This window comes from Bacillus cereus group sp. Bc010, assembly GCF_027716745.1.
Classification (GTDB): domain Bacteria; phylum Bacillota; class Bacilli; order Bacillales; family Bacillaceae_G; genus Bacillus_A; species Bacillus_A pacificus.
Genome location: NZ_JAQFUY010000003.1, coordinates 195,214 through 215,476, shown reverse-complemented (window position 1 = coordinate 215,476; position 20,263 = coordinate 195,214). Strand labels below are relative to the sequence as shown.

The following is a 20,263-nucleotide window of genomic DNA, read 5'->3' as shown; positions in this document are numbered from 1 at the left end:
AATTAAATAAGTACAAGCATATATTGGAACAAGCTAGGCGTAAGGGAGGCTTGTTCCAATATGCGTGTATCAAATGTAACAGTTAGAAAACGACTTATTTTTATACTCATATCAGGTATACTTATTTTCACTATCATCGATATTCGTCTTGGATATGTGCAATTTTTTCTTGGGAATATGTTAACGGATCGTGCGAAAGATTCATGGAGTCGTAATATTACTTTTGAACCTGAACGTGGGAAGATTTTAGACCGAAATGGTGTGGAACTTGCTACGAATAAAAGTGCTCCAACTGTCTTTGTTGTACCGAGGCAAATTGAAAAACCAGCAGAGACTGCAGAGAAGTTAGCTGCAGTATTAGGTGTGGAAAAAGATGAGATTTATAAGAGAATTACAAAAAAAGAATCAATTGTAAGGTTAGATAAAGGCGGAAGGAAAATATCACATGATAAAGCGAAAGAGGTAAGAGGATTAAGTTTGAAAGGTGTTTATATCGCAGAGGACTCTATCCGGTACTATCCATTTGGCAACTTTTTATCACACGTATTAGGGTTTGCAGGTAGTGATAACCAAGGTCTTATGGGACTAGAAAAATATTATGATAAAGAACTAAATGGTGATGAAGGTCATGTGCGCTTTTTTGCAGATGCAAAAGGGCAAAGGATGCCTAATGTTGGCGATGATTTCAAAAAACCAGAAGCTGGTTTGAATTTAGGCTTAACAATTGATGCACGTATTAATAGAATTATGGAAAGAGAAATGAATATTGCAGAGTCGACATATAATCCAGATGGTATGATTGCGATTGCGATGAATCCGAAAAATGGTGAAATTTTAGGTATGTCGAGTCGGCCGAGCTTTGATCCAGCAGATTTTCAAAGTGTTTCTCCAGAAGTGTACAATAGAAATTTACCAGTATGGAGTACGTATGAGCCTGGTTCAACATTTAAGATTATTACGTTAGCCGCAGCTTTGAATGAAAATTTAGTAGACTTAGAGAAAGATACGTTTTATGATGATGGAGCAGCTGAAGTTGGTGGAGCTAGATTGAAATGCTGGAAAGCAGGAGGCCATGGTAGCCAAACGTTTTTAGAAGTAGTTCAAAACTCTTGTAACCCAGGATTTATTGAACTGGGTGATCGCCTTGGTAAAGACCGATTATTTAAATACATTCGTAATTTTGGCTTTGGACAAAAAACCGGAATTGACCTGCAAGGTGAAGGTAGTGGGATTTTATTTAATTTAGACAAAGTCGGTCCAGTTGAGCAAGCAACAACTTCATTCGGTCAAGGTGTTTCTGTTACGCCAATCCAACAAGTAGCGGCAGTAGCAGCGGCTGTAAATGGTGGGACATTGTATCAACCGTATATAGCTAAAGAATTTATTGATCCGAAAAACAATCAAGTTGTAAGTAAAAAGACACCTGTAGCAAAAAGAAAAGTTATTTCCAAGGAAACTTCAGAAAAAGTTCGGTATGCATTAGAGAATGTTGTAGCAAAGGGATCTGGTAAAGGTGCTTTCATTGATGGGTATCGTGTAGGTGGAAAAACAGGTACGGCTCAAAAAGTGAAAGATGGTAAATATTTAGAGAATAATTATATTGTATCTTTTATCGGTTTTGCTCCAGCAGATGATCCAGAAATTGTTGTATATGTTGCTGTTGATAATCCGAAAGGTGTAACGCAATTTGGTGGAGTAGTAGCGGCTCCAATTGTTGGGAATATTCTTCGGGATGCACTTCCTGTTATGGGAGTGAAACCGAGAAAAGAACAAGTTGAGAGAGAATATAAATGGGGCGATACACCAACTGTGGAAGTTCCGAATTTAATTGGTATGAAAAAGAAAGACTTACAGACGCAACTCGTCGATTTGAAGCTTGATATAAGCGGAGATGGAGAGAAAGTCATTAAACAGTCCCCAGAAGCAGGAGCTAAAGTGAAAGAAGGCTCAAAAATTAGAATTTACTTCGGGAATTAAAGGTAACCTAGTACGTTTTATGGTACAATTGGTGGAAGTGAGTTCTTTATAGAAGAGTTACTTAATTTGAGACCGCAAGAGTCTCGGTTATAAATAGGTCTATTTATTAGACAGAGTAGCACTTACCTCCTATTTTACATAATTAGGAGGTAACGTGTTGCTTATTAATAAAAGAGATAAATACACAATGTAGAGAGGGTTTAGTGAAATGAAGTTGCATACACTTGTATCATGTTTGCATGATTTTCCAGTTGTTCCAAAAGAAAATCCAGAAATCACATCTATAGAAGCTGATTCACGTAAAGTGAAAGAAGGAAGCTTATTTGTATGTATGAAAGGATATACGGTTGATAGCCATGATTTTGCTAAGCAAGCAGCGGCACAAGGAGCGGCTGCTATTGTTGCGGAAAGACCAATTGATGTTGACGTTCCAGTTGTACTTGTGAAAAATACTTTTCGTTCGTTAGCGGTTTTAGCTGATTATTTTTATGGTCAACCAACACACAAGTTACATTTAATCGGTATTACAGGTACAAATGGAAAGACAACAACATCGCATATTATGGATGAGATTATGCGCGCACATGGTCATAAAACGGGGCTAATTGGAACGATTAATATGAAAATCGGTGATGAAACATTTGAGGTGAAAAATACAACACCAGATGCACTAACACTTCAACAGACGTTTGCAAAAATGGTTGAACACGGTGTGGATAGCACAGTAATGGAAGTTTCGTCACATGCTTTAGATCTTGGCCGTGTACACGGATGTGATTACGATGTAGCAGTGTTTACAAATTTAACACAAGATCATTTAGACTATCATAAAACGATGGAAGAATATAAACATGCAAAAGGGTTGCTATTTGCGCAACTTGGCAATAGTTATAATCATAATCGTGAAAAATACGCGGTATTGAATAACGATGATGCTGTAACAGCGGAATATATGAGAAGTACTGCAGCAACTGTTGTAACGTATGGAATTGATACAACAAGTGATGTTATGGCCAAAGATATCGTTATGACAAGTGGTGGAACTACATTTACGCTTGTAACACCGTATGAGAGTGTAAATGTTACGATGAAATTAATTGGGAAATTTAATGTATATAACGTACTAGCTGCGACAGCGGCAGGACTTGTTTCTGGTGTAAGTTTAGAAACAATCATTGATGTAATAAAGGAACTAGCTGGAGTTCCAGGACGTTTTGAAGTGGTTGATGGTGGACAAAATTATACAGTTATTGTTGATTATGCACATACACCAGATAGCTTAGAAAATGTATTGAAAACAGCAAAACAGTTTGCAAAAGGTGACGTATATTGCATCGTCGGTTGTGGCGGTGATAGAGATAGAACGAAGAGACCAATCATGGCAAGTGTTGCAACACGATATGCAACTCACGCTATTTACACTTCAGATAATCCAAGAAGTGAAGAGCCAGGAGCTATTTTAGATGATATGGTACATGGTGCAAATGGAAATAATTATGAAGTAATTATTGATAGAAAAGAAGCGATATACCATGCAATTGCTAACGCAAAAGCTGAAGATATCATCATTATTGCTGGTAAGGGTCATGAAACATATCAAATTATTGGTAAAGATGTTCATCATTTTGACGATCGTGAAATCGCTAAAGAAGCAATTACAGAGCGTTTAAACAACGAAGAGTAACAACGTGAGAGGAGGACTACATGTGCTTGAGCAAGGTTTATTAGTAACGGCTGGGGTAGCATTCTTAATTTCTGTTGCCCTTTCGCCATTGTTTATTCCATTTTTAAGAAAATTAAAGTTCGGACAGAGTATTCGTGATGAGGGACCAAAATCACATCAAAAAAAATCAGGGACACCGACAATGGGTGGTATCGTCATATACGTATCTATGATGGTAACTTCACTTATTATGGCGATTAAGTTTAATCATTTAGGTGCAGAGGTATCGTTATTACTATTAGTGACATTTGGTTACGGATTGATTGGATTTTTAGATGACTACATAAAGGTAGTTAAGAAGAGAAATCTTGGTTTAACATCAAAACAAAAATTAGTAGGTCAGCTTGTTATTGCTATTGCGTTCTTTTTAATTGGAAAAGGGCAAGCGTTCCACACATACATCATGATTCCGGGAACGGATGTTAAGTTTGAATTAGGTTGGGCGTATTTTGTACTTGTACTATTTATGCTTATTGGTGGATCGAATGCAGTTAACTTAACTGACGGTTTAGATGGTTTATTATCAGGAACAGCTGCTATTGCATTTGGAGCATTTAGTATTATTGCTGTGGCACAAGAGCAATTTGGAGTAGCGATATTCTGTATGGCAGTTGTAGGAGCTGTACTTGGATTTTTAGTATTCAATGCGAATCCAGCAAAAGTGTTTATGGGAGATACAGGTTCATTAGCTTTAGGTGGAGCCATTGCAGCTGTAGCAATTTTATTAAAACAAGAATTGCTACTTGTAATCATTGGCGGAGTATTCGTAATGGAAACTTTATCGGTTATTATTCAGGTTATTTCGTTTAAAACAACAGGGAAACGTGTCTTTAAAATGAGTCCATTACACCATCATTATGAATTATGTGGTTGGTCAGAATGGCGTGTTGTTGTGACGTTTTGGTCTGTAGGATTTTTATTAGCTGTGTTAGGAATTTATATCGGGGTGTGGATGTAATTGAAAACTGTAACTGAATTTCAAAATAAGAATATTCTTGTATTAGGCATTGCAAAAAGTGGTTATGCAGCAGCTACATTGTTACAAAAGTTAGGGGCAAATGTTATTGTAAATGACGGAAAGCCTTTAGCAGAGAATGTACTTGCTGCAGAATTACAAGCAAAAGGAATGGATGTTGTATGCGGTGGTCATCCTTTAGAATTATTAGAGAGAAATATTTCTCTTGTAGTAAAAAATCCAGGAATCCCGTATTCTAATCCAATATTAGTTGCTGCGAAAGAAAAGCAAATTCCAATTGTTACGGAAGTTGAATTAGCATATCGTATTTCAGAAGCACCATTTGTTGGGATTACGGGGTCTAACGGTAAAACGACGACGACAATGCTTACATTTGAAATGCTAAAAGAAGGACAAAAGCATCCCGTAATTGCAGGGAACATTGGAACTGTTGCGTGTGAAGTAGCACAGGATGCAAAAGAAAATGAAGTTGTAGTTACAGAGCTTTCATCGTTCCAATTGATGGGAGTAGAATTGTTCCAACCTAAAATTGCTGCGTTTTTAAATTTATTTGAGGCCCATTTAGATTATCATGGGACGAAAAAAGAATATGGCTTAGCAAAAGCAAATATTTTTAAAAACCAAACAGAAAATGATTATAGTGTAATAAATGCAGATGATGCAGATGTGATGGCTTTATCTGCTTATAGTAAAGGTCAAAAAGTACTGTTCTCAACAACGAAAGAAATTGAAGATGGTGCGTGCATAAAAGATAATGCTCTTTATTTTAAAGGTGAAAAAGTTGTTGAAGTAGGTGATATCGTTTTACCTGGTCAACATAATTTAGAAAATATTTTAGCAGCGATGAGTATCGCAAAATTATTGGGTGTTTCTAATGAAGCGATTACGGCAGTTTTAAAACGTTTTACAGGTGTAAAACATCGTTTAGAATATGTAACAACTATAAACAACCGTAAGTTTTATAATGACTCAAAAGCAACGAATATGTTAGCGACAGAGAAAGCTTTATCTGCGTTTACACAACCGACTGTGTTATTAGCAGGTGGGCTGGATCGTGGAAATGAATTCGATGATTTAATTCCGTATTTCAAAAATGTTAAAGCGATTGTAACATTTGGACAAACAGCTCCAAAATTAGTAAGAGCTGCAGAAAAAGCGGGATTAGATACAATTGAAAGTGTCGATACTTTAGATGAAGCTGTAGTGAAAGCATATGCTCATTCTACAGATGGCGATGTAATTCTTCTTTCTCCAGCATGTGCAAGCTGGGATCAATTTAAAACATTTGAAGAAAGAGGAGACATTTTTATACAAGCTGTGCATAAACTTATATAAAGTAAATCAAAACATCAGTAGGCTAACACCTACTGATGTTTTGTTACATAGGGCAAAAGTTTCTGCCTAAAGAGGTGGTGTTTATGGGTAATGAAGAAAACGCCTGATTTTATTCTCATCATCGTTACACTTGCGTTGTTAACAATCGGAATGATTATGGTTTATAGTGCGAGTGCGGTTTGGGCCTCTTATAAAATGGGGGACTCATTCTTTTTTGCAAAAAGGCAATTGCTATTCGCAGGTCTTGGTGTAGTGGCTATGTTTTTTATTATGAAAATTGATTATTGGGTGTGGCGTACGTATTCAAAAGTAATTTTGCTAGTTTGCTTCATTCTTCTTATTCTCGTTCTTATTCCTGGAGTAGGTCTTGTTCGAGGAGGAGCGCGAAGTTGGATTGGAATCGGGGCATTTTCCATTCAACCGTCCGAATTTATGAAGTTTGCGATGATTATTTTCTTAGCGAAATTTTTAGCGGAACGACAAAAATTAATTACCTCTTTTAAACGTGGTTTACTACCAGCTCTAGGTTTTGTATTTCTTGCTTTCGGAATGATTATGTTACAGCCGGACCTTGGCACAGGAACGGTAATGGTTGGGACATGTATCATTATGATATTTATCTCAGGAGCAAGGGTCTTTCACTTTGCAATGTTTGGTTTGCTTGGTGTAGCAGGATTTGTAGGGCTAATTGCATCAGCACCGTATCGGATGAAACGTATTACATCATATTTAGACCCGTGGTCAGATCCGCTTGGAAGTGGATTTCAAATTATTCAATCGTTACTCGCAATTGGACCAGGTGGATTATTCGGGCTTGGACTTGGACAAAGTAGACAAAAGTTTCTTTATTTACCTGAACCGCAAACAGACTTTATATTTGCAATCTTATCCGAGGAATTAGGTTTTATTGGTGGTTCATTTGTGTTATTATTATTTAGTCTATTATTATGGCGTGGGATTCGTATAGCTTTAGGAGCGCCAGATTTATATGGTACGTTTTTAGCAGTAGGTATTGTGGCGATGATTGCGATTCAAGTAATGATTAATGTTGGTGTTGTAACAGGATTGATGCCTGTTACGGGTATTACTTTGCCGTTTTTAAGTTATGGTGGATCAAGTTTGACATTAATGTTAATGGCAGTAGGTGTATTATTAAATATAAGTCGCCATTCTCGCTACTAAACCCTGTTTTATAAGACAGGGTTTTTCGTATGTGTACGAAGAAACAATATGTATATAGAAATAAATACTGTAATAAGAAAAAGAGAAGCGGAGGAGTTAGTAGTGCGTGTATTAGTAAGTGGTGGGGGCACTGGAGGTCATATTTATCCGGCTCTTGCTTTAATAAGAGAAATAAAAAAATTAAATCCGGAAGCAAGGTTTTTATATATTGGTACGGAGAATGGATTAGAGAGCACAATCGTGCCCAAAGCAGGTATACCGTTTCAATCTATTGTTATAAGTGGATTTAAGCGTAAAATATCGTTAGATAACGTGAAAACGGTGATGCGTTTCCTAAAAGGTGTACAAGATAGTAAACGATATATTCGTCGTTTCAATCCAGATATTGTAATTGGAACAGGTGGATACGTATGTGGACCTGTTGTATATGCTGCGGCAAAATTAGGTATTCCAACTATTGTACATGAACAAAATAGTGTACCTGGTGTAACGAATAAATTTTTAAGCCGCTATGTTGATAAAGTTGCAGTTTGTTTTGAAGCGGCTGCAGAACATTTTCCGCAGTCAAAAGTGGTCATGACAGGAAACCCAAGAGCGTCAGAAGTAATGGATCAAAATGGAATGAAGGGAAAACGTTCAGTAGGTTTATCTCTTCCTAAAAAATCCGTGCTTATTTTTGGTGGCAGCCGTGGGGCTAGACCAATTAACGATGCTTTCGTAGAGGCAATTGAACAGTTTGGAAATAAAAGTTACGAAATATTGTATGTAACAGGTGAAGTTCATTACGACAAAGTGATGGATGCAGTGAAGCAAAAAGGGAATCCGAATAATGTTATTATTAAACCTTTCATTCATAATATGCCAGAAGTACTTACCGGTGTAGACCTGGTTGTCTCAAGGGCTGGAGCAACAACACTTGCAGAATTAACAGCGTTAGGTAAGCCAAGTGTGTTAATTCCGAGTCCTTATGTAACAAATAACCATCAGGAAAAAAATGCACGTTCTGTTGTCGATAAAGGAGCAGCAAAAATGTTGCTTGAAAAAGATTTAACAGCTGAAACACTTATTCGTGATATTGATGAGATTCTATTAGATGCACAAACATTACAAAATATGAAGCTTGCTGCTGGGCAATTAGGTATTCCAGATGCAGCAAATAAGCTGTATGAAGTCATGAATAAGCTTGTAAAAAAATAACGTTAGGTGAACGCCCTGCATACTACTGTAATAAGGATGCTTAGTATGGGGGAGATTGTTTATGGAGCAATTAGTAAATGAGCTTATAGAAGCAAATGTTGGTCGTGTGTTAGTGGATGAACCGTTAGCACGTTATACAACTATGAAAATAGGTGGACCAGCTGATATTTTAATTGTGCCAAAGCATGTTGCCGGTATTGAAAAAACGTTGCAGTTAGTAAAGAAATATAAAACAAAGTGGACTGTAATTGGTCGCGGTTCGAACCTTCTTGTATCTGATCTAGGTATAGAAGGTGTCGTTATTCGTTTAGGAGAAGGATTAGACCACTTAGAAGTCGAAAAACATAGAGTAAGAGTTGGTGGTGGGTATCCCCTGATTAAATTATCAACTTTACTTAGTCGTCAAGGGCTAGCTGGTCTGGAGTTCGCAAGTGGTATTCCAGGAAGTGTTGGCGGTGCAGTGTATATGAATGCAGGAGCACATAAATCGGATATATCAAACATATTCTCAAAAGCTCTTATTTTGTTTGAAGATGGAACAATTGACTGGTTAACGCATGAAGAAATGGAGTTTTCCTATCGTACATCTGTATTGCAAACGAAACGCCCTGGTATTGTTTTGGAAGCTGAGTTTCAATTACAGATAGGAGAGCGTGAGGGAATTGTAAGTGTCATGCAAAAGAATAAAGATTACCGCCGTGAAACACAGCCATGGAATCACCCTTGTGCAGGAAGTGTGTTTCGGAATCCAATTCCATACTTTGCAGGAGATTTAATAGAGAAGGCGGGACTTCGTGGTTATCAAATAGGTGGAGCTCAAATTTCTGAAATGCATGGGAACTTCATTATTAACACTGGTGGAGCTAGCGCGCAAGATGTATTATCTTTAATAGCATTAGTAAAACAAACAATCAAGGATAAATTTAGCGTAGAAATGCATACAGAAGTAGAAATCATTGGAAGATAACGGTTATTCGTTCCGCTCATTATCATTTATGTTATAATAAGAAGATAAGAACGGCATGAGGAACATGCCGTTCTTTATGTTACGTAGGGGGATCGTACATGAAAAATAGTAAAGTGATTAAACTACAGGATCGTGTACCAAAGTTAAAAAATCAACAGAAAAAAAACAAGAAAAATGTTAATCATCGGTTGATTCTATACATATCAATTTTATTTTTATTAGTGCTCTTTTTAATTTATTTTCGGTCTCCGCTTAGCAATATAAAAAAGATAAGCGTGTTTGGAAATCATTATATGACAGATGAACAAGTGATGAAGGAATCAGGTGTGACATATGATACAAGTTATTTCCGAGTGACAGCACATAAAGCAGAAGAAAACTTAACGAAACGAAAAGAAATTAAAGCAGTAAATGTAAAGAAGCGTTTTCCAAATAAAATTGACGTTCATATTGAAGAATATTTAACGATTGGTTATATAAACAAAGATGGGAAATTACAACCGTTATTAGAGAACGGGAAAACACTTGATGTACTCCCGAACGGAAAACTTCCTGTTGCAGCGCCAATTTTTGAACCTTTTAAAGAGGAGAAAATGAAGGAGTTAATTGCTGAGCTTGAAAAATTAACACCAACTATTTTAAGGTCTATTTCTGAAATTCGTTATTCACCGACAAATGCGAATGAAGACCACCTTACTTTATATATGAATGAAGGGTATGAAGTGAGCACTACGATTCAAAATTTCGCAAAACGTATGGAAGCTTATCCACTTATCTTAAAAACAATTGAGCCAGGTAAAAAGGTATTAATTGACTTAGAAGTAGGGGCGTATACGAAAGAATTAGGAGCAGAAGAAAAAAAAGAATAGAATGATAGTTTTCACTACGTTATTGTAGAAAAAACGAAACGAATGTTCTGCTTGGTGCATAGGAATTTACAAGAATGGTTCATTTGATGAAAAATATGTAAAAATTCTTAGATTCATACTAGGATTGGTACAAGTTTCACTTTTCTATGAGTACATCTTAGTGTAGACTTATACTTGGCGGTAATCTTTACACTTGAAATAGAATTATTTCAAGATAAGCAGTTATTCACAGTTTACTGCAATATTCTTAAATGAATGTTAAATAAAAATAAGAAAAATATAGGGTTAAAAAAGGGAAACGTATAAAGACGTTGAATATTTTTCTTATAAATAGTAAAGTTGCGATTGTTGTTCCATATATTGAGTTGTATGGTATAAATAAAGAAGGAGGTGCCAAAGAATGAACAGTAATGAAATATATGTTAGTCTTGACATCGGTACATCCAATGTTAAAGTCATCATTGGTGAAATGGTTAATGACAGCTTAAACATTATTGGTGTTGGAAATGTAAAATCAAATGGTTTAAAGAAAGGATCGATAGTTGATATAGACGAGACTGTTCGATCAATTAAAAAAGCAATTGAACAAGCTGAGCGCATGGTGGGAATCCACATTGAGCAAGTTGTAGTAGGTGTCAATGCAAACCAGGTACAGCTACTTCCGTGTCACGGAGTAGTCGCTGTTTCAAATGAAGATCGTGAAATCGGGAATGAAGATGTCTTACGCGTTCTAGATGCAGCACAAGTTGTGTCAATTGCTCCAGAACGTGAGTTTATTGATGTGGTACCTCGACAGTTCATTGTAGACGGTCTTGACGAGATTAACGATCCGCGCGGGATGATCGGTGTAAGATTAGAAATGGAAGGTACACTTATTACAGGCTCGAGAACTTTACTACATAACCTACTTCGTTGTGTAGAAAAAGCAGGTCTTGAAATTGTTGATATTTGTCTTCAACCTTTAGCGGCTGCAACAGTTGCTATATCTTCAGATGAAAAAAATAGAGGAGTAGCCCTTGTTGATATGGGGGGAGGATCTACAACTTTATCTATTTTTAAAGATGGAGAGTTACAAGCAACGAGCGTATTACCATTAGGTGGAGACCATATAACGAAAGATATTGCGATTGGGTTGAAAACTTCAACAGAAAATGCAGATCAAATTAAGTTGAAATATGGACATGCTTTTTATGATACAGCGTCGGAAGAAGAGATGTTTACAGTTCCTATTATGGGAAGCGATCAAACAGAACAATATTCTCAGTTGGAATTATCGGATATAATAGAGGCTCGTGTAGAGGAAATTTTAATGTTTGTTCAAGATGAAGTGCGTAAGTTAGGAGTAAAGCAAGTAGCTTCTGGTTATGTACTAACTGGTGGAATTGCTTCTATGCCAGGTGTTCTTGATCTTGCATATGATATTTTACATGAAAATGTTCGTATAGCAACTCCTGATTATATTGGCGTGCGTGAGCCCCAATATACAAGTGGAGTAGGATTAATTAAACATTCTTATCAAAAAGCTAAGTTGCGTGGGAAAAATGTGCAGGAAAAACAAGAGCATTTTGAACCAGTACCAGCACCAGCTCCAACGCCGGTACAACAGCAACCTGCGAAACAAAAAACGCGTAATCAAAACAATAATAATCAAAATGATGACCGTATGATGTCAAAAGTAAAACGTGTATTCCGTTATTTATGGGATTAAAATTGGACACGAAAAATGAGGTTCTAGGGGGATTTCGACATGTTAGAGTTTGATACTACTCAAGATCAATTAGCGAATATAAAAGTTATCGGTGTCGGCGGTGGCGGAAACAATGCTGTAAACCGTATGATTGAACACGGTGTACAAGGTGTAGACTTTATCGCTGTAAATACTGATGCACAAGCATTAAATCTATCAAAAGCTGAAACGAAAATGCAAATTGGTGGAAAATTAACACGTGGACTTGGTGCAGGTGCAAACCCTGAAGTAGGGAAAAAAGCAGCAGAAGAAAGTAAAGAACAGATCCAAGAAGCACTTCGTGGTGCTGATATGGTATTCGTAACTGCTGGTATGGGCGGCGGAACTGGAACTGGTGCAGCTCCAGTTGTTGCTCAAGTGGCAAAAGAATTAGGTGCATTAACAGTTGGTGTTGTAACACGACCATTTACATTTGAAGGACGTAAGCGTGCAACACAAGCGGCATCTGGTATTGCGGCATTTAAAGAAAATGTAGATACACTTATTGTAATTCCAAACGATCGCTTATTAGAGATTGTTGATAAAAACACGCCAATGTTAGAGGCATTCCGTGAAGCAGATAACGTATTACGTCAAGGTGTTCAAGGTATTTCTGATTTAATTGCAACACCAGGTTTAATTAACTTAGACTTCGCAGACGTAAAGACAATTATGTCTAATAGAGGTTCTGCTTTAATGGGTATTGGTTCTGGTAATGGAGAAAATCGTGCTGCTGAAGCTGCGAAAAAAGCGATTTCTAGTCCATTATTAGAAACATCTATTGATGGAGCTCAAGGTGTTATCATGAACATTACGGGTGGAGCTAACTTAAGCTTATATGAAGTACAAGAAGCGGCAGACATTGTAGCTTCAGCTTCAGATCCAGAAGTAAATATGATCTTCGGTTCGGTTATTAATGAAGGATTAAAAGATGATATCGTTGTAACTGTAATTGCAACTGGTTTTGATGATACAATTGCAACTCAACCACCAAAACCAATTATCCGTCCGAATGTGAATCACACGCAACAACAGCAACAGCCAGTAGCTCAACCACCAAAACAACGTGAAGTAAAACGTGAAATGAAGCGTGAAGAGCCGGTTGTACATGAGCGTCATTCAGATTCAGATGATATCGATATTCCAGCATTCTTACGTAATCGTCGTAGACGATAAAAGAAAAGGAGCATTTATGCTCCTTTTTTGTTTTATACAGGGAAAAGATCTGCTAAGCAGGTCTTTTTTTATTGTAATTTATTCCGCTTTTTGCTGGGTAGCCCAATTGGTGAGGGCTAATAATCAGTGGGGGGATGAAGAAAACCCCCACTGATTAAAGTTTGAAAAAAAGATAGCATTCTATGAAACATATACTTTTATTTTTTACCGACAGATTATGTCTAGAAAGCACAAAATAACAAAAAAACACCTCCGCAAATTGACACACTTTCCTATTGGATATGCATTATACTAGTCTCAACTTAAAAAAAGAGGTGAATTGTTTGGTTGTTTACGCCGACGTTGTTTGGTTGTTAAACGCCTGCATTGATTTTCTTTTACTTTTATTAACAGCTACCGTGTTAAAAAAGAAGATCAAAAGATGGAGGCTTGTGTTAGGGGCATTGATAGGTTCAACCATTGTTATTTTTGCCTTTACTCCTTTTGCTTCTGTGATGACACATCCAATTATGAAACTACTGTACTCGTTACTTATTGTGTATACAGCATTTGGGTTTACAACATTTAGAAATTATGCACAAACTGTTTTTACTTTTTACTTTGTAACCTTTATGGTTGGCGGAGGGTTAATGGGCACTCATTTCTTTTTGCAAACGAATGAAATGGTAAATGGGTTGGTTCAATCTCAATCAATTTCTTACGGTGACCCAATTAGCTGGTTGTTTGTTATTTTTGGTTTTCCAGTCATTTATTATTTTTCTAAAAAGCGGATTGAAAGCGTAGAGGTTACAAAAATACACTATGATCAAATTGTGAAATTGAAAGTTCAATTAGCTGAAGAGGAGCTAGAACTTGCAGGCTTAATTGATAGTGGAAATCAACTTTACGACCCGTTAACGAAAACACCTGTTATGATTATGCATATTTCATCGTTAGAACATTGTTTGCCGGCTTGGTTAACAGAACAAATTTATTCCAAAACAGAAATTCCTCAAATACCAGAAAATGATTCTGGGTGGGCGACAAAATTACGCTTAATTCCTTTCCGAGCAGTGGGAGTAGAAAGTCAATTTTTATGGGCAATTAAGCCAGATAGTGTACAAATTTATCATGAAGGAAGTTCTATCGTTGTGAACAAAGTATTGATTGGATTAAATACACAACAGTTATCAACCAATGGAGAGTATCAATGTATTGTGCATCCGAAAATGTTAATTTCGCAAAAAATGGTAATTGCTTAATAATGGGAGGCGGGATAATATGATGAAATTAAAATTTTATTTAGTATACCTTTGGTATAAAGTATTGCTGAAATTAGGAATTAAGACCGATGAAATTTATTACATTGGTGGAAGTGAAGCGTTACCACCGCCGTTAACGAAAGAAGAAGAGGAAGTTCTTTTAAATAAATTGCCAAAAGGAGATCAGGCGGCAAGATCGTTACTGATTGAACGCAACTTACGGCTAGTCGTATATATAGCAAGAAAATTTGAAAATACAGGGATAAATATTGAAGATTTGATTAGCATTGGAACAATTGGTCTTATTAAAGCGGTAAATACATTTAATCCAGAAAAGAAAATAAAATTAGCAACATATGCCTCACGTTGTATCGAAAATGAAATTTTAATGCATTTGCGCAGGAATAATAAAAATCGTTCAGAAGTTTCTTTTGATGAACCGCTTAACATCGATTGGGATGGAAACGAACTTTTATTATCAGATGTATTAGGTACAGACGATGATATTATTACAAAAGATTTAGAAGCGACTGTGGATCGTCATCTTCTAATGAAAGCATTACATCAATTAAATGATCGTGAAAAACAAATTATGGAACTTCGGTTTGGGCTTGCTGGAGGAGAGGAAAAGACGCAAAAAGATGTAGCGGATATGCTTGGGATTTCACAGTCATACATTTCGCGTTTAGAAAAAAGAATCATAAAAAGATTACGAAAAGAATTTAATAAAATGGTGTAAAGAGTAAGGCCAGCCGTTATCTAGGCTGGTCTTATTCTATTTAGTTGTATGAGGAAGGACAACTAAAATGAAAAATGAAGAGAAAACCGCATGCATAAAATCCCCTTCAAAGGAAATACTTTACACTGTACAGCAACTCCCGATAGGAGGGAACACTTTGACGAGAAACAAAGTAGAAATTTGCGGTGTTGATACAGCTAAACTTCCCGTACTAAAAAATGATGAAATGCGTAAATTATTTCGTGAAATGCAAAGTGGAGAGATAAGCGCAAGAGAGAAATTAGTGAATGGAAACTTACGTCTTGTACTGAGCGTCATCCAAAGATTTAATAACAGAGGAGAATATGTTGACGATTTATTTCAAGTTGGTTGTATCGGACTTATGAAATCCATTGATAACTTTGATTTAGGCCAAAATGTAAAATTTTCAACGTATGCTGTGCCGATGATTATTGGGGAAATACGCAGATATTTGCGTGATAACAATCCGATTCGCGTATCTCGCTCCTTACGAGATATTGCGTATAAAGCGTTACAAGTAAGAGAAAAGTTGATTGCAGAAAATTCAAAAGAACCGACAGCAATGGATATTGCAAAAGTGCTTGAAGTGACTCATGAAGAAATTGTTTTTGCTTTAGATGCAATTCAAGATCCAGTTTCATTATTTGAGCCGATTTATAACGATGGGGGAGATCCTATCTTTGTTATGGATCAGTTAAGTGATGAAAAACAAAAGGACGAGCAGTGGGTTGAAGAGTTAGCTCTAAAAGAAGGAATGAAGCGTTTAAATGATCGTGAGAAAATGATTATTCGAAAACGTTTCTTCCAAGGAAAAACACAAATGGAAGTTGCAGAAGAAATTGGGATTTCTCAAGCGCAAGTGTCACGTTTAGAGAAATCAGCTATTAAACAAATGAATAAGACGATTCAAGGATAAGGTTTCACCATTTATGGTGAGACCTTTTTATATGTCATATAGTTTGTTTGCGTTCATAGTAGGGGAGCTGTGTTCATATAATGAAAATAATATGAGGTTGGCAAGAGGATGCTTCCTGTTCATTTGAGAAACAATGTTTTTTCGATTCGTCATATATAAGGGAGAGGATGAAAGTGATACGAATTTCGGAATTACAGATGAAAGATATAATAAATGTTTTAGACGGAAAAAGGCTGGGTAATATTGGAGATATCGAAATCGATATGAACACAGGAAAAATCGAGTCTATTATTATTTCCAAACAGGCACGTATGTTAGGGATCTTTGGGAAAGATATAGAAATTGTAATTCCTTGGAAAGAAATTGTGAAAATTGGGGAAGATGTCATACTTGTTAGAGTAAATTCTGTTAATTCTGTAACAGAATCAATACAAACACCGACAATTTCATAAAGAATATTACAAATTCCTCTTTTTTTTCTGTTAGGATTATGAAAAAATAAAAGTATGGTAAAATAGACAGGAAGTACCATGCTTTTTTATGTTATTTTAATTAAAAGGAGCCGCTATTATGAGAGAGCCATTTAAATATGTGGACGGTATACTGTATTTACAAGCGTGGAAAGAACTTGGGAACATTACTGCTGGATTTACGACAAAAGATGGTGGGGTAAGTACGGGCTCCTTTCATGCGATGAATTTAGGATTACATGTGAATGATATTGCGGAGAACGTTCATGAAAATAGACGCATTTTAGCAAATAAGTTACAAAAACCATTAGAAAACTGGATTTGCTCTGAACAAGTTCATGATCATCATGTTGAAAAAGTAGGAGAACAGGAAAAAGGAAGTGGCGTTTATTCATATGAAGACGGCATTTCAAAAACAGATGGCATTTATACGACTAATAATGATGTTCTTCTAACATCTTGTTACGCGGATTGTGTTCCACTCTATTTTTATGCACCATCACATGGTATGATAGGACTTGCGCATGCTGGATGGAAAGGGACTGTAAAAGAGATTGCAAAAGAAATGATTCAAAAATGGAATGCAGAAGGGATTTCAAGTGATGAAATTCATGTTGCGATTGGACCAGCAATTGGATCTTGTTGTTACGTTGTTGATGATCGAGTGCTAACAGCAGCAGAGCAAGTAGTAAACGGTTCTGTCCCTTATAAAAAAATTTCTGACGGACAGTATGCAATTAATTTAAAAGAAATTAATCGTATACTATGTTTACAAGTAGGCATAAAAGAAGAGAATATTGTAATGTCATCTCTTTGTACAAGCTGTGAAGAGCAACTCTTTTTCTCTCATCGTCGTGATCAAGGTAAGACGGGGAGAATGTTGAGTTTCATAGGTTTTAAGGAGGAAGAAAGCAAGTGACAGTACAAACAAATTTAACAACTGTAAATGAATCAATTAAACAATCTTGCGCACGAGCAGGACGTTCGTTGCAAGATATTAAACTCGTTGCGGTTACAAAAACGGTAGGAATTGAAAAAACAAACGAAGTAATTGAAGCAGGAATTATCGATTTAGGTGAAAATAGAAATGAAGGTTTCTTACAGAAGTATGAACATTTCGGTTCAAAAGTGAATTGGCATTTTATTGGATCATTACAAACGAGAAAAGTAAAAGAAATCATTAATGAAATCGATTATTTACATTCATTAGATCGTCTTTCACTTGCAAAAGAAATTCAAAAACGTGCGGATAAGAAAGTGAAATGTTTTATTCAAGTGAAAACATCATCTGAAGAATCAAAGCAAGGGTTGGCAATAGAAGAAACCGTTTCTTTTATTCAAAGTTTGCAAGAATTGGATAAGATTGAAGTGGTTGGACTAATGACAATGGCTCCGTTTACAGAAGAAGAGGAAGAAATCAGACGCTGTTTTAAGACATTACGTATGCTACAAACAGAGGTGCAGGAGTTAGAATTATTACATGCGCCATGTAAAGAATTATCAATGGGAATGTCTAATGATTACACCATTGCAATTGAAGAAGGTGCTACATACATTCGTTTGGGGACGATTTTAGTAGGAAAAGCGTAAAAGGAAGGAGAATCTTATTATGAGTTGGTCAAAAGTAAAATACTTCTTTTTTGATACACCTGAAGAAAAAGAAGCAGCTCAATATAGTTATGAAAAGGAGCAAACGGACATGAAGAAGCAGCAAGATCCGCCAGAACAACAAGATGTTACGTTTCCAAAAGCGCAAACGAAACAAAATGTTGTGAGCATTGAAACAGCGAAGCAATCCTCAAAAGTTGTTTTATTAGAACCACGCACATATTCGGAAGCGCAAGGAATTGCGGACCATTTAAAAGGTAGACGAGCTGTTGTAATTAATTTACAACGAATGTCTACGGATCAAGCTGTACGTATCGTTGACTTTTTAAGTGGTACTGTATACGCTATAGGCGGGGACATTCAAAAAATAGGACCGAAAACATTTATGTGTACGCCTGAAAATGTAGATATAGTTGGTGCAATTTCAGAGTTATTCGGTGAAGAAGAAGACACAAATATAAAGAGGTGGTAATACGCCATGGAAACCGTTTTAAGACTTTTAGTTTATGCTATCGAGATTTACTCGTGGGCACTTATTATTTACATTCTCCTATCATGGTTCCCAGGTGCAAAGGAATCAACTTTCGGAGAGTTTCTTGCGCGTATTTGTGAACCATATTTAGAACCATTTCGCAGATTTATTCCGCCGCTTGGTATGATTGATATTTCGCCACTCGTTGCGATCTTTGCGTTGAGACTTGCGACAAATGGCTTGGTAAGTTTATTCGGCTATTTCTTATAGTAAGAGGTTATATGTATGAGCATCTACGAGCATTTTAGACCTGATGAAGTGGTCTTTGTGGATAAAGTGTTAGAGTGGAAGCGAGCAGCGGAGTACCATCAAGTGAAGTTAACAGACTTTCTTGATCCAAGACAACAACAAATTGTCACTATGGTAATAGGACAAGGAGATGTTGCTGTACAGTTTGATGGTGCAACGTCTCAAGCAGAGCGCAAAAGAGCACTCATTTATCCGGACTATCTAGTAGTAAATGAAGAGGAATTTCAAGTAGAAGTATTGGAAATTGACTATCCTTCCAAGTTTTATACGCTAGAGCATAGGCAAATATTAGGTACATTTATGTCTCTCGGTTTAACGAGAGAAAAATGTGGTGATATTTTGCTTCAAGAAGATCGTGCCCAAATTGTAGTCGCGAAAGAAGTTGTATCTTATATTGAGATGAACTTACAATCTATAGGAAAAGTGAAAGTCTCCTTATCACCAGTGCAAGGGGAAAAAATTCTACAGATACAAGAAACGTGGGGGGAGAAATCCGGAACAGTTTCTTCACTTCGTTTAGATGTTATGTTAGCTGAAATGTTACATATATCTAGGCAAAAAGTACAACCTTTCATAAAAAAGGGTTTAGTAAAAGTGAATTGGAAAACAGTGGAGCAAACCTCTTATGAATGTTATCCAGGAGATGTTTTTTCAGTGAGAGGACATGGACGCAGTAAATTGTTTTCTGTAGAAGGTAGAACAAAGCGCGACAAATGGAGAATTTTGTATGGTATACTAAAATGATTGGTTTTTTAGAAGGGAATCCTCCTATTTTGTCGAAGAAAAGATATAATTGAAAGAGGAAATTTAGATAACTACTTGGAGGTGGCGTTGTGCCGTTAACACCATTAGATATTCATAACAAAGAATTTGGTCGCGGATTCCGTGGCTATGATGAGGATCAAGTAAATGAGTTTCTTGATCAAATTATCAAAGATTATGAATTAGTCATTCGTGAGAAAAAAGCTTTAGAAGAACAAGTTGCGCAATTAGAAGGGAAGTTAGATCATTTCTCTAATATTGAAGATACGTTAAACAAATCTATCGTTGTTGCACAAGAAGCAGCGGAAGAAGTAAAACGTAATGCGCAAAAAGAAGCAAAATTAATTGTACGTGAAGCTGAAAAGAATGCAGACCGTATTATTAACGAAGCTTTAGTAAAATCAAGAAAAGTTGCTTTTGATATTGAAGAGCTAAAGAAACAAGCGAAAGTATTCCGCACTCGTTTCCGTATGTTATTAGAAACACAGCTTGAAATGTTAAACAACGATGATTGGGATAAACTAATTGAGTTAGAAGACGAAGTAGACGAGCTGTTGAAAAAAGAAGAAACAGTGTAAGCTTGACGTTTTTCTCATT

General features: G+C 36.4%; 20 protein-coding genes. All 20 read left to right on the top strand.

Annotation, left to right across the window (positions count from 1 at the left end; translation table 11 throughout):
* Positions 1–60 precede the first annotated feature (60 nt).
* Positions 61–1,977 (top strand): stage V sporulation protein D, encoded by a 1,917-nt coding sequence (locus PDQ68_RS06455; RefSeq protein ID WP_001266225.1) that lies wholly within the window; start codon positions 61–63, stop codon positions 1,975–1,977.
* Between the two features lie 208 nt (positions 1,978–2,185).
* Complete coding sequence (gene murE / locus PDQ68_RS06450) at positions 2,186–3,661, top strand: UDP-N-acetylmuramoyl-L-alanyl-D-glutamate--2,6-diaminopimelate ligase (protein ID WP_000766300.1); 1,476 nt, start codon at positions 2,186–2,188, stop codon at positions 3,659–3,661.
* Between the two features lie 22 nt (positions 3,662–3,683).
* Positions 3,684–4,658, top strand: coding sequence for a phospho-N-acetylmuramoyl-pentapeptide-transferase (gene mraY, locus PDQ68_RS06445; protein ID WP_000893058.1), 975 nt, complete (start codon positions 3,684–3,686; stop codon positions 4,656–4,658).
* A complete protein-coding gene (gene murD / locus PDQ68_RS06440; protein ID WP_000860122.1) occupies positions 4,659–6,011 on the top strand; it encodes a UDP-N-acetylmuramoyl-L-alanine--D-glutamate ligase in 1,353 nt (450 codons plus the stop codon). It begins immediately after the preceding gene.
* Between the two features lie 90 nt (positions 6,012–6,101).
* On the top strand, positions 6,102–7,193 hold the full coding sequence (gene spoVE / locus PDQ68_RS06435; RefSeq protein WP_000753510.1) for a stage V sporulation protein E: 1,092 nt from the start codon (positions 6,102–6,104) through the stop codon (positions 7,191–7,193).
* A 102-nt stretch (positions 7,194–7,295) separates the two neighbouring features.
* A complete protein-coding gene (gene murG / locus PDQ68_RS06430; protein WP_001265415.1) occupies positions 7,296–8,390 on the top strand; it encodes an undecaprenyldiphospho-muramoylpentapeptide beta-N-acetylglucosaminyltransferase in 1,095 nt (364 codons plus the stop codon).
* Positions 8,391–8,451: 61 nt separating this feature from the next.
* Positions 8,452–9,357 (top strand): UDP-N-acetylmuramate dehydrogenase, encoded by a 906-nt coding sequence (gene murB, locus PDQ68_RS06425; RefSeq protein ID WP_048550540.1) that lies wholly within the window; start codon positions 8,452–8,454, stop codon positions 9,355–9,357.
* 98 nt (positions 9,358–9,455) lie between these two features.
* A complete protein-coding gene (gene divIB / locus PDQ68_RS06420; protein WP_000798232.1) occupies positions 9,456–10,226 on the top strand; it encodes a cell division protein DivIB in 771 nt (256 codons plus the stop codon).
* 400 nt (positions 10,227–10,626) lie between these two features.
* Positions 10,627–11,934, top strand: a complete 1,308-nt coding sequence (gene ftsA / locus PDQ68_RS06415) for a cell division protein FtsA (protein WP_001087553.1) — start codon at positions 10,627–10,629, stop codon at positions 11,932–11,934.
* 39 nt (positions 11,935–11,973) lie between these two features.
* Complete coding sequence (gene ftsZ, locus PDQ68_RS06410; RefSeq protein ID WP_000888991.1) at positions 11,974–13,128, top strand: cell division protein FtsZ; 1,155 nt, start codon at positions 11,974–11,976, stop codon at positions 13,126–13,128.
* Between the two features lie 323 nt (positions 13,129–13,451).
* On the top strand, positions 13,452–14,369 hold the full coding sequence (spoIIGA, locus tag PDQ68_RS06405; protein ID WP_000261996.1) for a sigma-E processing peptidase SpoIIGA: 918 nt from the start codon (positions 13,452–13,454) through the stop codon (positions 14,367–14,369).
* Between the two features lie 19 nt (positions 14,370–14,388).
* Positions 14,389–15,108 carry an RNA polymerase sporulation sigma factor SigE gene (gene sigE, locus PDQ68_RS06400; protein WP_000976948.1) on the top strand — a complete coding sequence of 240 codons (720 nt, stop codon included), beginning with the start codon at positions 14,389–14,391 and terminating at the stop codon, positions 15,106–15,108.
* A 157-nt stretch (positions 15,109–15,265) separates the two neighbouring features.
* Positions 15,266–16,045: an RNA polymerase sporulation sigma factor SigG gene (sigG, locus tag PDQ68_RS06395; protein ID WP_000197753.1), complete on the top strand. Its 780-nt coding sequence runs from the start codon at positions 15,266–15,268 to the stop codon at positions 16,043–16,045.
* A 167-nt stretch (positions 16,046–16,212) separates the two neighbouring features.
* Positions 16,213–16,497 (top strand): YlmC/YmxH family sporulation protein, encoded by a 285-nt coding sequence (locus PDQ68_RS06390; protein WP_033677969.1) that lies wholly within the window; start codon positions 16,213–16,215, stop codon positions 16,495–16,497.
* Between the two features lie 118 nt (positions 16,498–16,615).
* A complete protein-coding gene (gene pgeF, locus PDQ68_RS06385; protein ID WP_001209018.1) occupies positions 16,616–17,434 on the top strand; it encodes a peptidoglycan editing factor PgeF in 819 nt (272 codons plus the stop codon).
* Positions 17,431–18,105, top strand: a complete 675-nt coding sequence (locus PDQ68_RS06380; RefSeq protein WP_016718318.1) for a YggS family pyridoxal phosphate-dependent enzyme — start codon at positions 17,431–17,433, stop codon at positions 18,103–18,105. The genes pgeF and PDQ68_RS06380 overlap by 4 nt, the downstream gene beginning before the upstream one ends.
* Positions 18,106–18,124: 19 nt before the next feature.
* Positions 18,125–18,595 (top strand): cell division protein SepF, encoded by a 471-nt coding sequence (locus PDQ68_RS06375; RefSeq protein WP_000119138.1) that lies wholly within the window; start codon positions 18,125–18,127, stop codon positions 18,593–18,595.
* Positions 18,596–18,601: 6 nt separating this feature from the next.
* Positions 18,602–18,865, top strand: coding sequence for a YggT family protein (locus PDQ68_RS06370; RefSeq protein ID WP_000450921.1), 264 nt, complete (start codon positions 18,602–18,604; stop codon positions 18,863–18,865).
* A 15-nt stretch (positions 18,866–18,880) separates the two neighbouring features.
* The gene (locus PDQ68_RS06365; protein WP_061183955.1) at positions 18,881–19,648 is read left to right on the top strand and encodes a YlmH family RNA-binding protein; all 768 of its coding nucleotides are present in this window, start codon (positions 18,881–18,883) and stop codon (positions 19,646–19,648) included.
* 89 nt (positions 19,649–19,737) lie between these two features.
* Positions 19,738–20,244: a septum site-determining protein DivIVA gene (gene divIVA / locus PDQ68_RS06360; protein ID WP_001131612.1), complete on the top strand. Its 507-nt coding sequence runs from the start codon at positions 19,738–19,740 to the stop codon at positions 20,242–20,244.
* Positions 20,245–20,263 lie beyond the last annotated feature (19 nt).

What these genes read in the sequence shown, in the direction of transcription:
- pgeF (WP_001209018.1), top strand. Translation starts at nt 16,616, where the DNA reads ATGAGAGAGCCATTTAAATATGTGGACGGTATACTGTATTTACAAGCG.
- sigE (WP_000976948.1), top strand. Translation starts at nt 14,389, where the DNA reads ATGATGAAATTAAAATTTTATTTAGTATACCTTTGGTATAAAGTATTG.
- PDQ68_RS06455 (WP_001266225.1), top strand. Translation starts at nt 61, where the DNA reads ATGCGTGTATCAAATGTAACAGTTAGAAAACGACTTATTTTTATACTC.
- murB (WP_048550540.1), top strand. Translation starts at nt 8,452, where the DNA reads ATGGAGCAATTAGTAAATGAGCTTATAGAAGCAAATGTTGGTCGTGTG.
- PDQ68_RS06370 (WP_000450921.1), top strand. Translation starts at nt 18,602, where the DNA reads ATGGAAACCGTTTTAAGACTTTTAGTTTATGCTATCGAGATTTACTCG.
- PDQ68_RS06365 (WP_061183955.1), top strand. Translation starts at nt 18,881, where the DNA reads ATGAGCATCTACGAGCATTTTAGACCTGATGAAGTGGTCTTTGTGGAT.
- murE (WP_000766300.1), top strand. Translation starts at nt 2,186, where the DNA reads ATGAAGTTGCATACACTTGTATCATGTTTGCATGATTTTCCAGTTGTT.
- divIB (WP_000798232.1), top strand. Translation starts at nt 9,456, where the DNA reads ATGAAAAATAGTAAAGTGATTAAACTACAGGATCGTGTACCAAAGTTA.
- PDQ68_RS06390 (WP_033677969.1), top strand. Translation starts at nt 16,213, where the DNA reads ATGAAAGTGATACGAATTTCGGAATTACAGATGAAAGATATAATAAAT.
- ftsA (WP_001087553.1), top strand. Translation starts at nt 10,627, where the DNA reads ATGAACAGTAATGAAATATATGTTAGTCTTGACATCGGTACATCCAAT.
- PDQ68_RS06375 (WP_000119138.1), top strand. Translation starts at nt 18,125, where the DNA reads ATGAGTTGGTCAAAAGTAAAATACTTCTTTTTTGATACACCTGAAGAA.
- spoVE (WP_000753510.1), top strand. Translation starts at nt 6,102, where the DNA reads ATGAAGAAAACGCCTGATTTTATTCTCATCATCGTTACACTTGCGTTG.
- ftsZ (WP_000888991.1), top strand. Translation starts at nt 11,974, where the DNA reads ATGTTAGAGTTTGATACTACTCAAGATCAATTAGCGAATATAAAAGTT.